15 protein-coding genes are annotated in these 13350 nt (G+C 66.2%); 6 read left to right on the forward strand and 9 right to left on the reverse strand.

Going from position 1 to position 13350, the window contains the following annotated elements; genetic code table 11:
- Window positions 1-25 precede the first annotated feature (25 nt).
- The 6 genes from ACOGXC_RS10075 to ACOGXC_RS10100 form a co-directional block, all read right to left on the reverse strand.
- On the reverse strand, window positions 26-1192 hold the full coding sequence (locus ACOGXC_RS10075; protein ID WP_419918065.1) for a thiolase domain-containing protein: 1167 nt from the start codon (window positions 1190-1192) through the stop codon (window positions 26-28).
- The gene (locus ACOGXC_RS10080; RefSeq protein ID WP_419918066.1) at window positions 1192-2247 is read right to left on the reverse strand and encodes a lipid-transfer protein; all 1056 of its coding nucleotides are present in this window, start codon (window positions 2245-2247) and stop codon (window positions 1192-1194) included. Before ACOGXC_RS10080 ends, ACOGXC_RS10075 begins: the two co-directional genes overlap by 1 nt.
- Entirely contained in the window at window positions 2247-2888 is a 642-nt protein-coding gene (locus ACOGXC_RS10085) for a Zn-ribbon domain-containing OB-fold protein (RefSeq protein WP_419918067.1), read from the reverse strand. Before ACOGXC_RS10085 ends, ACOGXC_RS10080 begins: the two co-directional genes overlap by 1 nt.
- 2 nt (window positions 2889-2890) lie before the next feature.
- A complete protein-coding gene (locus tag ACOGXC_RS10090; RefSeq protein WP_419918068.1) occupies window positions 2891-3385 on the reverse strand; it encodes a Zn-ribbon domain-containing OB-fold protein in 495 nt (164 codons plus the stop codon).
- A 65-nt stretch (window positions 3386-3450) separates the two neighbouring features.
- Window positions 3451-3831, reverse strand: a complete 381-nt coding sequence (locus ACOGXC_RS10095; RefSeq protein WP_419918069.1) for a PEP-utilizing enzyme — start codon at window positions 3829-3831, stop codon at window positions 3451-3453.
- Window positions 3832-3868: 37 nt separating this feature from the next.
- Window positions 3869-4951 (reverse strand): Zn-dependent alcohol dehydrogenase, encoded by a 1083-nt coding sequence (locus tag ACOGXC_RS10100; protein WP_419918070.1) that lies wholly within the window; start codon window positions 4949-4951, stop codon window positions 3869-3871.
- 194 nt (window positions 4952-5145) lie between these two features.
- Between ACOGXC_RS10100 and ACOGXC_RS10105 the strand changes: the two genes are divergently transcribed.
- Both ACOGXC_RS10105 and ACOGXC_RS10110 read left to right on the forward strand, forming a co-directional pair.
- A complete protein-coding gene (locus tag ACOGXC_RS10105) occupies window positions 5146-6303 on the forward strand; it encodes a hypothetical protein (RefSeq protein ID WP_419918071.1) in 1158 nt (385 codons plus the stop codon).
- Between the two features lie 145 nt (window positions 6304-6448).
- Complete coding sequence (locus ACOGXC_RS10110; RefSeq protein ID WP_419918072.1) at window positions 6449-7465, forward strand: TIGR03617 family F420-dependent LLM class oxidoreductase; 1017 nt, start codon at window positions 6449-6451, stop codon at window positions 7463-7465.
- 37 nt (window positions 7466-7502) lie between these two features.
- Here the strand turns inward: ACOGXC_RS10110 and ACOGXC_RS10115 are convergent, their stop codons facing one another.
- On the reverse strand, window positions 7503-7802 hold the full coding sequence (locus tag ACOGXC_RS10115) for a hypothetical protein (protein ID WP_419918073.1): 300 nt from the start codon (window positions 7800-7802) through the stop codon (window positions 7503-7505).
- A 125-nt stretch (window positions 7803-7927) separates the two neighbouring features.
- Here ACOGXC_RS10115 and ACOGXC_RS10120 point away from each other — a divergent pair, with 125 nt between their 5' ends.
- Window positions 7928-8776 (forward strand): enoyl-CoA hydratase/isomerase family protein, encoded by an 849-nt coding sequence (locus ACOGXC_RS10120; protein ID WP_419918074.1) that lies wholly within the window; start codon window positions 7928-7930, stop codon window positions 8774-8776.
- 112 nt (window positions 8777-8888) lie between these two features.
- Here the strand turns inward: ACOGXC_RS10120 and ACOGXC_RS10125 are convergent, their stop codons facing one another.
- Window positions 8889-9227: a P-II family nitrogen regulator gene (locus ACOGXC_RS10125; protein ID WP_419918075.1), complete on the reverse strand. Its 339-nt coding sequence runs from the start codon at window positions 9225-9227 to the stop codon at window positions 8889-8891.
- 139 nt (window positions 9228-9366) lie between these two features.
- Here ACOGXC_RS10125 and ACOGXC_RS10130 point away from each other — a divergent pair, with 139 nt between their 5' ends.
- Window positions 9367-9768, forward strand: a complete 402-nt coding sequence (locus ACOGXC_RS10130) for a GntR family transcriptional regulator (protein ID WP_419918076.1) — start codon at window positions 9367-9369, stop codon at window positions 9766-9768.
- On the forward strand, window positions 9765-11417 hold the full coding sequence (locus tag ACOGXC_RS10135) for a M1 family metallopeptidase (protein WP_419918077.1): 1653 nt from the start codon (window positions 9765-9767) through the stop codon (window positions 11415-11417). Before ACOGXC_RS10130 ends, ACOGXC_RS10135 begins: the two co-directional genes overlap by 4 nt.
- Window positions 11418-11441: 24 nt before the next feature.
- Here the strand turns inward: ACOGXC_RS10135 and ACOGXC_RS10140 are convergent, their stop codons facing one another.
- Complete coding sequence (locus ACOGXC_RS10140; protein ID WP_419918078.1) at window positions 11442-12440, reverse strand: nucleotidyltransferase domain-containing protein; 999 nt, start codon at window positions 12438-12440, stop codon at window positions 11442-11444.
- A gap of 188 nt (window positions 12441-12628) precedes the next feature.
- On the opposite strand from ACOGXC_RS10140, the gene ACOGXC_RS10145 reads away from it, so the two are divergent.
- On the forward strand, window positions 12629-13285 hold the full coding sequence (locus ACOGXC_RS10145) for a nitroreductase family protein (protein ID WP_419918079.1): 657 nt from the start codon (window positions 12629-12631) through the stop codon (window positions 13283-13285).
- The last annotated feature ends 65 nt before the right edge of the window (window positions 13286-13350 follow it).

The following is a 13350-nucleotide window of genomic DNA, read 5'->3' on the forward strand; positions in this document are numbered from 1 at the left end:
TTTACCGGCACCCACAATCCACACATCAAGATGCAGGTTTACCGGCACCCACAATCCACATGGCGAAGTACTGGGCACCACCGCCGTAGGCGTGACCCAAGGCCTTGCGGGCTCCTTGCACCTGATGGTCACCGGCCATGCCCCGTACCTGAAGCGCAGCCTCGGCAAAGCGGATCATCCCCGACGCCCCGATGGGGTTGGACGACAGCACCCCGCCCGAGCAGTTCACCGGCAGATCCCCGCCGTCAAGCTGGGTGGCCCCCTCCTCCACCAGCTTCCAACCCTCACCCATCCCGCAGAACCCCAGGCTCTCCAGCCACATGGGCTCGTACCACGAGAACGGCACATAGATCTCCACCGCATCTATCTCGGCCCGCCGGTCGGTTATGCCCGCCTGGGTGAACACATCGTCGGCGCAGTCCCGGCTGGCCCGGGGATTGACCTCGTCGCGACCGGGGAAGTTGTTGGCCTCGCTGCGCATGGCCGCGCCGTGGACCCAGGCCACCGGCCTGGACGATGCATCCCCGGCCGCCTCGTCCCCCAGCACCAGTGCGCACGCCCCGTCCGACGACGGGCAGGTCTCGGAGAAACGCACCGGTTCCCACAGCATGGGCGACTCCACCACCTGCTCGAAGGTCAGATCCTCCTGTTGCAGATGGGCGTAGGGGTTGCGCAAGGCATGGCGGCGGTCCTTGAACGCCACCATGCAGCCGACCAGCTCGGGAGCACCGCTACGGGCCATGTACTGGCGGATGATGGGCGAGAAGTAGCCACCGGCCCCGGCGTTGATCGACACCGAGAAGGGCTGGGGCAGCGACAGCGCCCAGGTGGCGTTGGACTCCGACTGCTTCTCGAACCCCAGGGTGAGAACCCGGCGGTGGATCCCGGCCTGCACCAGCGACGCGGCCACCAGGGCGGTGGACCCCCCTACCGACCCGGCAGTATGCACCCGCAAAAGCGGCTTGCCCACCGCTCCCAGGGCCTCGGACAAGAACAGCTCGGGCTGCATCACCCCCTCGAAGAAGTCGGGAGCCTTGCCCACCACCACGGCGTCTATGGCATCCCAATCCAGCTCGGCATCCTCCAGCGCCCGGTAGGCGGCCTCCCGCACCAGACCGGGCATGGAAACATCTCCCCGGGTGGTTTGGTACTTGGTCTGCCCCACCCCCAAAACCGCAGTGCGCTCAGCCATCACTCCCCCTCCATCACACACACCAGATTCTGCTGGAGATACAAACCGGAAGCGGCGTGGCCCAGAGCCCGGTCGGCTCGACCGCGGTGGATCCGATCGGCGGCATCCGCGATGCGCATCAGGCCCGCGGCCATCATGGTGTGGCCGGCCAGCGCCCCGCCGCCGCCGTTGATCACGGTGCCGGGCCCGAGCCCCAGCTCCATCTCCAAAATGTGCTCCTGGGTGCTGAACGGAGCGGCCAGCTCGGCAGCGTCCAGGCGGTCGTCGCCCACCCCGGCCCCGACCCCGGCCGCTCGGGCGCTGGGAGCCCGGGTCAGGTCCCGCACCCCCGGCTGGTGGGGGTCGATGCGGTGGTCGATGCCCCTGATCCAGGCCGGGCGCTCGCACAGCTCGCGAGCCCGGTCACCGGCAGCCAGAACCACGGCCACGCCCCCGTCGGCCGAGGCCGCGCAATCGCTGGGGCGCAGCGGATCGGCAATGGGAGCCTCGGCCAGCACGCTGTTCACGGTGGCCGTGGCCGAGGACCGCACCGCCAGCGGGTTGCCGGTGGCACCGTTGAGGCTGCGGACCGCTATCTCGGCCAGCCTCTGCTCGCTGACCGTGCCCGACTCGAGCATGACCCGGGCCTGAAGGGCGGCCATCGCGAAGGCATCGGGCCACAGCGGCCCCAGGTAGTAGGGGTCGAGCTGGGTGGACAGCACATCGCGCAGCGACCCCGGCGACGACTTGCCGTAGCTGTACACCAGCGCGGTGTCCACCTCGCCGATCTGGAGCTTCACCCAAGCCTCGTACAGAGCCCAGGCACCGTCCATCTCCACATGGCTCTCGCTGATGGGGGGAACCGCGCCCACCGCGTCCAGGGTGTGGACGAACGAGAACGCCTGCCCGGCCAAAAAGTCGCTGCTGCCCGAGCAGGTGAAGCCGATGTCGTTCTGGGTCAGCCCCACCGAATCCCGGGCCCGGTTGATGATCGGCACCATCAGCTCCACCTCGGAGGTGTGGGTCAGCGCCTTCTGCTGGTGCTGGGCCACCGCCACCACCGCCACCGCTCTCATCAGCCCTGCTTCTGCGACGGAATCGGATCGCCAACCCCGGCCCGTTCCTGCTCCGGCAACGGAATCGATGCAGCCTGCTTGGCGTGCCAGGCGTTGGTTCCGGCTGCCGACACCGCCACGTCGGGCTCCCCGGTGGGCTCCCAGTAGAGAATGTTCTCCGCGGTGCAACCCAACTGGTCATCGGGCTTCCACACCGCCCGCACCCGCATCCCCATACGAACCTGGGAGGTGTCAATGCCCGCCACCAGACCCAGAAAGCCTATGTCGGCCCCGTCCAGGTGGATCCAGGCGCTGACGTAGGGAATCTCCAGGTCGTCGCGCCCCGGGATGGGCAGGCGGGTCACGCAGAAGCCCCCCACATGGCCGGTGTCGGGCAACTCCACGTATTCGGGGGTGGCCGCACCGTGACGAGGATCAACCCCCCGCGGGGGCACGAACACCGCCCCGTCCACCGGGGACCGCTGACCGAGGATCCTGCGGTCGGCGATGGCGTTCAGATACCCCGACGATGCCTCGCCAGGGATGAAGTCGTACTCCAGGCGAATGGGGGTGCGTACCGACCTCACCGGTTCCACCCCGGCCAACCTTTCGGGCAGGCTCACCTCGCCGGACAGCGCCGCAGGCAGAACGCGGGGATCCACGCTCACGAATCCTGCCCCGGCGACCCAGAGGGTACGAACCCCTCCAAATCCTGCCCCGGCGACCCAGAGGGTACGAACCCCTCCAGGTCGGTGATATGGCCCTGGCGGTTGGCCCGCCACCGGGCCACCACCCTCATCCCCACCACCATGTCGGCGGGGTCGTCCACCAGCACCCCATGAACCATGGTGGTATCGGCCCCGTCCAGGCGGATCAGACCCAAACCGTGGGGCCCGTCCCAGGGGGACTGGGGTCTTGGCGGGCTCACCCAGGTCCAGCTCACCAGCTCGCCCTCCGGTCCCACCTCCACCAGTTCGGTGAGCGGCTCAGAGGTGCAGGGGTCGTATTCGGTGGGAGGGCACAGCACCGTTCCATCGGGGCGGCGGATACCGAGAACGATCCCCTCCCTCAGCCCGGTGAGAAAGGCACCTATAACCGGGCCGGTGGTCCGGGTGAACGGGTACTCCAGCACCAGATCGGCTCGCAGCTTCTCAGCCATCGCCTCGCCAACCCCCGAATTTCAACCCAGAGCCTTCCACCAAGGACGATACCGGCTTCGATTGGTCAGCCATTGGTCCCCTCGTCCCCGGAACCTCCCACCAAGACGGTACCGGCTTCGGTATCGATGACCACGGGGGTTCCGTCGGCCGGCTCATCCCCGTCGAACACCACCCCCATGAGGCAGGGGATACGAAAATCTCGGCTGATGATGGCCAGATGGCTCTCGATGTCGCCCGATCGGCACAGGATCCCGGCCAGGTCGGCCTCGATCGGGGCCAAGAACGTGGCTCCGGCGTCCTTGACCAGAGCCACCGTCTCCGAGACGGACTCATCACCGGCATCGAGCACCGCGATCACATCGTCGGGCGTGTCGAAACGCACCAGCCGTCCCCGACCGGTCACCCCGGAAAACACCGGGCTGCCCCGACCCGAAACGCCACCCATCAAAACCCGACCACCTGGCGCACCACCGGCACCACCATCAAAACTCCACCACCTGGCGCACCACCTCGCCGTTTCTTACCGCTTCGAGAGCCGGGTTGATCTCATCGAGGGTAATGCGGCGGGTGATCATGCGCTCCAGATCCAGCTTGCCGTGCTTCCACAACCGCAGGAGCCGATGGAAGTCGGTGCGCGCATCGGTGCCGCCGTAGTAGGAACCCACCAGGGTTTTCTCGTTGTAGAACAGCTCGAAGGCGTTGAACGACACCATCTCCTCCAAGCGACCCACCCCCACTATGCAGCAGGTGCCGCCCCGGCGGGTCATGTCGTAAGCCGTGCGCATGAGCGCGGGAACCCCGACACACTCCAGGGCATAGTCGAACCCCTCACCCCCGGTGATCTCGTTCTTGGCCCCCTCCAAGTCGTCGGGCCCCACCGCGTGAGTAGCCCCGAAGGCGATGGCCTCGTCCAGCTTGGCCGGGTTCTTGTCCACGGCCACGATCTCGGCCGCCCCGGCGATCCTGGCCCCCTGGATGGCCGCCACGCCCACGCCGCCGGCGCCTATGACCATCACCGACGAACCGGGGGTTATCCTGGCGGTGTTCATGGCGGCCCCGGCCCCGGTCATCACCCCGCAGCCGATCAGGGAAGCCACGTCCAGCGGGATGTCGGGGTCGATCTTGACCACACCCTGGCGAGGCATGAGCATTTTCTCCGCGAAGGTGCCGGCCCCGGCCATGCCCCCGATGTCCTGGCCCCCCTGCCGGAACTTCATCCGGGCCATGGAGCCGAAGGTGATGGCCGAACACAGGTTGGGCTGGTTGCGGCCGGTGCAGTAGACGCAAGCCCCGCACGGCGGCGACCAAACCACGATCACATGGTCCCCCGGGGCCAGATCGTCCACGTTGGAACCCACCTCCTCGATGATTCCTGCCCCCTCATGGCCGAGAACCGCCGGTGGGGCCTGGGGTATGGTCCCGTTCATGGCCGACACGTCGGAGTGGCACACCCCGGTGTGGGTGATCTTGATGGCAACGTCATCAGGGCCCAAATCCAACATCTCCACCTCATCGCAGACATCCAGGGTGTTTCGGCCCACTTCTCGCATAATTGCCGCAAGCATTGGAGGATCGTAGGCCGAACCAAAGCCTCGTGATAATCGACCCCACCCCGGGCCCGGTAACCAAACGGAATGCGCCGCCGCTTCGATGCCTACAGCCCGCCCCCCGCCAATGGCTATCCTGGCCGGGCCCACCTACCAACCCGGCAGAGCAGCAGTAACAGCCCGCCCCCCGCCAATGGCTATCCTGCCCAGCCATGGCCCAAACCATCGCTTTGGATGTGGACGAGCTGAACCTACAGGTGGAGTTCTGGGACATCCTGGTCTCGGAGAACTCCCGCCGGCGCACCGGTCTCACCTCGGGGCTGATCCCGGTGCGGGAGTACACCGGCTATTCGGGGATGGAGGCCTGGCTGCGGTGGCCCGACATTCTGGGCCGCTGCGACGAGGTGATCGAGGCGTCGGAGTTGGGGGCCAGAATGCGGGGGCCGGGCACGCAGACCACCAACGCCCACCCGTTCGCCCTGGCCTGCATCCCCTTCGGTGGCTGGCGGGCGCTGGAGGAGTTCACCAAGATGGGCCTGGCCCCCCAGGTGGACGATGTGCAGGAGCGGGTGCGATTCCTGATCGACTACTGGATCCGCTGGGTGGAGCCCTGGCGGGACGACGGGTTCCGCTCCTGCTGGGACGCGGCCGACACGCTGCGAACCTGCGACCCCGAAACGATCGACACCCTGTACGAGGCGGCCTGGCCGGTGGAGGGCGACACCCAGAACCGGGCCGCCCGCCGGTTCGTCGCCGGCCTCCAGCAGTACCTGTTCCTGCTGTACCTGGACACCCGGCTGGGTACCGGTGACAGCGGGCCGTACCCGTTGCCCAACGGACGCCACATGATCGTTAGGGAGTTCTCGTCGCTGGCCCGAAGCTGGATCCCGTGGAGCCACGTGGCTGCCGATGTCCCCCACCAGAACCTGGTGGTCGGACTGGTGTTCCGCCCCGGGGTCCACAACCGGGTGAACGATCTGTCGTCCACGTTCTCGGTGCCGGCCGACAACCTGGCCTGGTTGGAGGCCATGTCGGTGTTCGACCCCCAACCCGGCGGCAAGCTGCTACCGGTTGACCGGGAGGAACTGCCCGACATCTTGACAGCGGTGAGAAAGGCTCAGGCCGATGCCTACCGGCTGATGAACACCTGGAGCTTCGAGGAGAAGGTCCGAAACGGAACCCACGTCTACTTCCGGGGCCTGATGTGGCCGTTCACCACCATGGCCGGCATCGACCACGAGTTCGACTGGTCGATCCCCCATCCCCACACCGCCGAGACGGTGTGGCCCATCTTCGCCGGCGGCCTCCCCGCTCAAGACGGCACCGATCAAGTGTCCTTCCCGATGTTCCCCCGCCTGGAAACCCCATGAGCCGCACCAGAACACCCCCGCCCGGAAAGCCCATGAGCCGCACCAGAACACCTCTGCATGGAAAGCCCATGAGATTCGACATGGCCCCACCCGAACACCCCGGGAGCAACCCATGAGATTCGACATGGCCCCACCTGGAAACCCCATGAGATTCGACATGGCGTTGTCGGCGGATCTGGGGGAGGTTCGAGCCCAGGCCGAAGCCTACGAGGCCATGGGGGTGGACGGGGTGTTCACCTTCGAGGGCCAGCGGGATGTTTTCTTCCCGCTGGTGGCCGCGGCCGAATACACCGGCATGGACATCTACACCAACGTGGCCATCGCCCTGCCTCGCAGCCCGATGCACCTGGCCTACCAGGCGTTCGACCTGCACCGGCTGTCGGGCGGGAGGTTCGCCCTGGGGTTGGGGTCGCAGATCAAACCCCACATCACCAAGCGCTACAGCGCGGTGTGGGACCGGCCGGTGGCCCAGATGCGAGAGCTGATGGCCGCAACCAAGGCGATATTTGCCTGCTGGCAGGAAGGCCAACGGCTGGACTTCCGGGGCGACTACTACACCTTCACCCTGACCACCCCGATCTTCGAGCCCGACCCGCTGGATTGGGGGGCACCGCCCATCTGGGCCGGAGCGCTGGGACCGAGGATGACCCGGATGGTGGCCGAAACCGCCGACGGCATCCTCATACACCCGTTCTGCTCCGAGCAGTTCCTGCGGTCGGCGACCATGCCCGCTGTAGCAGCAGGCCTGGCCGCCGCCGGTCGCCACCGGGACGACTTCACCTGTGGGGTAGGGGTGATCGTCGGCCTCCACGGCGACGATGCCGGCGAGGCCGAGGTGCGGGCGGTGGATCGGCGCTGCCGGTCGAATCTGGGCTTCTACGGATCCACCCCGGCCTACCGGGTGGTGCTCGACGCCCACGGCTGGGGCGAACTCCAGGACGAGCTGAACCGGCTGACCAAGCAGGGCCGGTGGGATGCCATCGGGGACGTGTGGGACACCGCCATGGTGCGCACCCTCAGCGTCCAGGGCACCCCCGCCGAAGCCGCATCCGAGATCCGCAACCGCTTCGACGGCCTGGCCGACCGCATCCACATCTCCCTCCACAGCACCCCCCAACCCCTTGTGGCCGAGCTGTTCTCCGAACTGAGGGACGGAGCCTGAAAGGGTGAACCCGAAGGGCTGAGCCTCGCCCCCCTGCTCAGCCCGGGGGTTGGATGTGGGCTTCCACCCGGTCGTTGGGTTCGTCGATCCAACCCTTGGTGGCGGCGTAGGCCAGCATGGCCTCGAACCGAGCCTCCCACTCGGTGCCGGCGGCATCGCCGGCCAGCTCCCGCACCAGGGCGATGTCGATCCACAGGTGGTTGTCCCGCTGCGAAGGCCCGGCCCGGCCGTCGAGAGCAGCCACCGCCGCCGCCTCATCACCATCCATCACCACATGGAACTCCCCAAAATTGTTCACATCCTCAAGGGTGACCGGGCCGGCTATGGATATGTACATGTTCTGAGCCTATGTGGTCTAGCTTTCCTCGACAGCCGGGTGGATACTACCGGAACCGCCGATCGTGCAAGACGAGGGAGAACCAACATGAACACAAAGAGCCCGCAGGACGAGGGAGAACCAACATGAACACAAAGAATCCGCAAGGTGCGATCACCGAGGTTCTCGGCGGTGACATCCTGGTGGCCCGAAACGGTGGTGTACTCACCCTCACCCTGAACCGTCCCGATGCCCACAATGCGATAACCCCCGACCAGCGGAACTTCCTGGCCGATGAGTTCGCCCGAGCCGGCGAGGATCTGGCCGTTCGGGCGGTGATCCTCACGGCGGTGGGCAAGGGCTTTTGCACCGGTGCCGATCTCCGGGTGGCCCAGCCCGACCGGGTGAGGCCGCCCGGCGCACCCGACCGGGCCATCATGGAGGTGGCCCGGGGAATCAGCACCGGGGCCCAGAAGCTGGTGGCCGCCATCTTGGACTGCGAGAAACCGGTTATCGCCGCGGTCAACGGCACCGCGGCGGGCATGGGCGTTCACCTGGCGGTGGCCTGCGACCTGGTGATCGCGGCCGAGGGGGTTCGGTTCATCGAGGTTTTCGTGCGCCGGGGCCTGGTACCCGATGCCGGCGGGGTGTACCTGCTACCCCGGCTGATCGGCCCTCAAAAGACCAAGGAGCTGATGTTCTTCGGCGACGACATAGGGGCGAGCGATGCCGCCGCCATGGGGCTGGTTAACCGGGTGGTGCCCCCCGCCGAGCTGATGCCGGTGGCCCGGTCGTGGGCCGAGCGCCTGGCTACGCAACCCACCAAGAGCCTGACCATGAGCAAGATGCTGGTGAACCGCAGTTTCGAGACCAGCCGCCAGACCCTATTCGAGATGGAGGCCTGGGCCCAGGAGATACTGATGGCCGGCGAGGATGCCACCGAGGGGGTCAACGCCTTCAAGGAGCGCCGGCAACCGGACTGGAAGGGCTGGTAGCCACCGGAACCGGATGGGTCAGAGGGCTGGTAGCCACCGGCTGGTAGCCACCGGAACCGGATGGGTCAGAGGGCTGGTAGCCACCGGCTGGTAGCCACCCAGACCGGATGGGTCAGAGGGCGTCGGAGCCTTGCTCGCCGGTGCGGATTCGGGTCAGGCTCTCCACCGAGGATGTCCAGATTTTGCCGTCACCGATCTTGCCGGTGCGGGCTGCGCCGACGATGGCCTCGGTGGCCGCGGCCAGCGAGGAATCGTCCACCACAACCTCGATCCGAGACTTGGGAGTGAACGACACCTTGTACTCGGTACCCCGGTAGGTCTCGGTGTGGCCGCCCTGGCGACCGAAACCCTGAGCCTCGCTCACCGTCATCCCCTGGACCCCGACCTCGGCCAGCGCCTCTTTGATCTCCTCCACCTGATGGGGTTTGACCACCGCAGTTATGAGCTTCATGGTTGCTGTCCTTTCTGGCCGCCAACCTTACATTATCAAGTCAATACAATAAGTCAACCCATTACCAAAAGACAATAAAAAATAAGATTTTTTGACCTATTTTGTGATGATTGAGTCAATACATTAGTACAATGCCGGTGTGCGGATCTGGATAGACACCGGCTCGAGAATCCCCCCCTATGAACAACTGCGGGCCCAGTTGCGGCTGATGGTGTCGTCCGGCCGGCTCAAGCCCGGTGAACGGCTACCGCCCATCCGGGTGCTGGCCCAGGAGCTGAACCTGGCACCGGGCACGGTGGCCCGGGCCTACCGGGAGATGGAATGGGCGGGCATCGTCGAGGGCCGGGGACGGGCGGGCACCTTTGTGGTGGACGAACCACCGGTGGCGTTCTCGGTGCTGGAACGGCAACTGGCCGGTGCCGCCGAAGCGTTCGTCGCCGAAGCCGACCGCCTGGGGGTCGGGCTGCAAGCTGCGATGCTGGCCCTGGAGTCCGCCTTCGCCGCCCGCTCCGACCCCGACCCCGGTAGGGTTGGCACATGACCGGCCGGAAACTGCGGGCCTGCCTGATCATCACTTTGACGCTGATCGCCGGATGCAACGACAACGGCGAGCGCGAACCCGCACCACCCACCGCCGTAGCCGCGGGAACCGAACCGGCCGGGAACACCTCGGCACCCACCCCACCATCGGTACGCAACCCAACATTGACACCCACCCCACCATCGATGTACTACCCGAGACCCCACTTGCAGTGCCCGGGCGGGTCCCTGGACACCGACGATTTCTACATAGGCCTGAAACCACCACCGGCACCAACCGCCCGGCCCACCCCGGTGGACCCTGCTGCCGGGGTGGGCGACCGGTTCTACCCGCTGATGGGCAACCGTGGCTACGACGTCATCCACTACGACATCTCTTTGGATGTTGAACCAACGACCAACACCATCGACGCGGTCACCACCCTGACCGCGGTCGCCACCGAGAACCTGACCCGCTTCAACCTGGACTTCCACGGGTTGGATGTGACCGCGGTGACGGTGGACGGCACCGAGGCCCGGTTCACCCGCGATGGCAACGAGATGACAATCCGGCCGGTTGCCCCCATCACCGCCGGAGCGCGGTTCTCGGCCGCCATCTCCTATTCGGGAACCCCCCAACCCGTGGATGATCCCGGTGTTCCCGCCCCCCTGGGGTGGCAATGGGCCAAAGGAGTGATCTTCACCAGCAGTGAGCCCTCGGGGGCGATGACGTGGTACCCCAGCAACAACCATCCGACCGACAAGGCCACCTTCACATTCAAGATCACCGTCCCCGACGGGGTGACCGCCGCGGCCAGCGGGGTGCTAACCGATGAGACCTCATCGAACGGCCGCACCACCACAACCTGGAAGATGGAGGACCCGATGGCCACGTATTTGGCCGCGATCTACATCGGCGACTTCGAGCGGCACGAGAAGCGGCTGGCAAACGGTCTTTTGATCCGCGATTACGTTCACCCCGACTCCGACACGGTGGTGCTCCACCAGTTGGCGCTTACCCCCAGGGCCGTCAGCTTCCTGGAGGAGATCCTGGGTCCTTACCCGTTCGACGCCTACGGCACGATCGTGATGCCGTTCACCCTGGGCTGGGCCATGGAGAACCAGACGCTGTCGATCCACGGCTGCCTGGATCTGGATCCCTACGTGATCGCCCACGAACTGGCCCACCAGTGGGTGGGTAACTCCTCAACCGTCGACAACTGGGACCAGATCTGGTTGCACGAAGGTTTCGCCCACTATCTGGGGCGGTTGTTCATGGCCGACTACTACGAGTTGGACATAAATGATCTCATGGCCGACGAGCACTACGAACTTGCCCTGGCGGGAACCTCCCCACCCGCGGCCATCGAGATTCACGAGCTGTTCGACTCCCACACCATCTACCAGCGCGGGGCCCAAACGCTGCACGCCCTTCGCGCCTCGGTGGGCAACGAGGTGTTCTTCAGTATCTTGCGAACCCACTACGACCAAACCGCAGGGGGCACCACCAACACCGAGATCTTCCTGGATGTGGTCAACCGCCTAGCCGGACCCGAGGCGGTCAGCCTGGTCAGGTCGTGGCTGTACGATGCCGATATGCCCGATCTGGTGAACCCCGGAAATAACGGGGAAACTGGGGAAGCCGGGGACACCGGGGACGCCCAAACCTGACGAACCCCCGCAGCCGGGGCGGGGTTAGAGTCGGGGAAGTACCCCTTCTCGCAGGTAATCGGGGGTGGCATGCCGGCGGAGAAAGCCGATGGGTTCCCAGGCGCGGGTGAGAGTGTTGGCAGCATAGGTGGGTACTGGGTGGTGGCGCATCGGGGACTCCTCGACGCAGGTAATAGCGTGCTCGATGAGGCCGGCGGCAACCCCGATGTGGTCGGCAGTGTTCTCGGGGGTAATCATCACCCGGAAGGAGTCCGACGAACCGAAGTACGGGCTGAACCTCCAGTTGGTGTGCTTGCCATCCTTCTCAGCCGTATCCAAATCACCGAGCAGGGCTTCCACGAACGACCCCGATGGGGTGAGGCGAAGCTGGTGTGCCATGGCATCGATGTTGTGGTGGTTGTCGAGATACCGCCGCAAGTGGAGCCGACCCAGTGCGAGCAGGCTCCTCTCGATGCTCATGTGGGCTACCTCCAACATCGACTCGCAGGCATCCTGGCGGTCCTCGACCCCCCACTCCCCTTCGGCCACCCATCTGGGAATCGACTTCAGGGTGCGAGCCAGCTCCCGGTTCTTCCTGCCGGCCACTCTCAAATCCGCGATGGCGAGCAGCCAGTCGTCCCTGGCCATGAGACACTCCCCGGCACTTGGTACCGCAGGTGGGCAGGGGCGTTCCCACAGGGTGAGGCCATGAGCCCGCGCTTCCCCGAAAACGGAGGAGCGGGCGTGCTCGGCGACCCATTCCCATTCGCCGATATTGATGAGAAGCACGTCGCATCTGATGCCGCAGGCCGCTTCAGCAGCTTGACGGAGCCCATATCGCGCAGCCTCGTGACCCTCACCGGGAGCAGAAGTCGAGCTGGTGATGGCGACAATGTCAATGTCGGAGTCGTCGTCTTGCGACTGCTTGGCGACCGAGCCGTAGACAACCACCCGCACAATGCCCGGATCAGCCGCCGCAATCGCCTCAGCAGCCCGAGCAGCATCACCAACCGTCGGCGCACCACGAGCAACCAACATCACCATGGGGCAATGCTACCGGCCAGTTCACCCGAACAGCGCCTCCACCGCCAGTGGCCACCCCAGGGCCGGTGATCCCTTCCAAGTGGGGGTGGAGGTAAAGGCCCTCTGCGCCCCCACCACCAGTGGCCACCCCAGGACCGGTGATCCCCAAGCCGGCGAATCACCGGAACCGAGGGGGTTAGAGTCGGGGGATGTCCCACCTGAACCTGAGCGCCGACGAGGTGCTCACCACCACCCGGGCGGTGCGGCGGCGACTGGACACATCCAGGCCGGTGGCACCGGAGCTGATCACCGAATGCCTCAAGATTGCGGTGCAGGCTCCCACCGGGTCGAACCGGCAGAACTGGCGGTTCATGGTGGTTACCGAGCCCGACATCATCGCCGGCCTCGCCGAACTGTACCGGCGGGCCGGCGAGGTGGCCGGCGAGTACCTGGGCATACTGCCCCGGCTGGCCGTGCCCGACCCCGCCCGGCTGGAGGCCGAGAACCAGAGGATGCATGCCTCGGCCGGCCACCTGTTCGAGCACCTGCACGAGGTGCCGGGAATGCTGATCCCGTGCCTGATGGGACGGGTGTGGGATCAACCCCCGGTAACCGTGGCCTCCCACGTGGGGTCGGTGATCCAGGCGGCCTGGTCGTTCATGCTGGCCGCCCGCGAGCGGGGCATCGGAACGGTGTGGACCACCATCCACCTCTGCTACGAGCAGGAGGCAGCCGAGCTTCTGGGCATACCCCACGACGAGGTGATGCAGCTTGCGCTCATCCCCTTCGCCCACACCATCGGCACCGACTTCGGCCCCGCCCGCCGTGAACCCCTGGAAATGGTCACCCGATGGAACCGCTGGTAGACGGATAGGCGGAGGGCCAACAGCAGCCGGTGGGGGGGACCGATGATGAGCCGAGGAATCGAGTA

The organism is Candidatus Poriferisocius sp., assembly GCF_965202595.1.
Classification (GTDB): Bacteria; Actinomycetota; Acidimicrobiia; order Acidimicrobiales; family Bin134; genus Poriferisocius.

Bases quoted from the DNA above. Each gene is read 5' to 3' on its own strand.
- ACOGXC_RS10075 (WP_419918065.1), bottom strand. From the start codon at position 1,192: ATGGCTGAGCGCACTGCGGTTTTGGGGGTGGGGCAGACCAAGTACCAA.
- ACOGXC_RS10080 (WP_419918066.1), bottom strand. From the start codon at position 2,247: ATGAGAGCGGTGGCGGTGGTGGCGGTGGCCCAGCACCAGCAGAAGGCG.
- ACOGXC_RS10090 (WP_419918068.1), bottom strand. From the start codon at position 3,385: ATGGCTGAGAAGCTGCGAGCCGATCTGGTGCTGGAGTACCCGTTCACC.
- ACOGXC_RS10095 (WP_419918069.1), bottom strand. From the start codon at position 3,831: ATGGGTGGCGTTTCGGGTCGGGGCAGCCCGGTGTTTTCCGGGGTGACC.
- ACOGXC_RS10100 (WP_419918070.1), bottom strand. From the start codon at position 4,951: ATGCTTGCGGCAATTATGCGAGAAGTGGGCCGAAACACCCTGGATGTC.
- ACOGXC_RS10105 (WP_419918071.1), top strand. From the start codon at position 5,146: ATGGCCCAAACCATCGCTTTGGATGTGGACGAGCTGAACCTACAGGTG.
- ACOGXC_RS10110 (WP_419918072.1), top strand. From the start codon at position 6,449: ATGAGATTCGACATGGCGTTGTCGGCGGATCTGGGGGAGGTTCGAGCC.
- ACOGXC_RS10115 (WP_419918073.1), bottom strand. From the start codon at position 7,802: ATGTACATATCCATAGCCGGCCCGGTCACCCTTGAGGATGTGAACAAT.
- ACOGXC_RS10120 (WP_419918074.1), top strand. From the start codon at position 7,928: ATGAACACAAAGAATCCGCAAGGTGCGATCACCGAGGTTCTCGGCGGT.
- ACOGXC_RS10125 (WP_419918075.1), bottom strand. From the start codon at position 9,227: ATGAAGCTCATAACTGCGGTGGTCAAACCCCATCAGGTGGAGGAGATC.
- ACOGXC_RS10135 (WP_419918077.1), top strand. From the start codon at position 9,765: ATGACCGGCCGGAAACTGCGGGCCTGCCTGATCATCACTTTGACGCTG.
- ACOGXC_RS10140 (WP_419918078.1), bottom strand. From the start codon at position 12,440: ATGGTGATGTTGGTTGCTCGTGGTGCGCCGACGGTTGGTGATGCTGCT.
- ACOGXC_RS10145 (WP_419918079.1), top strand. From the start codon at position 12,629: ATGTCCCACCTGAACCTGAGCGCCGACGAGGTGCTCACCACCACCCGG.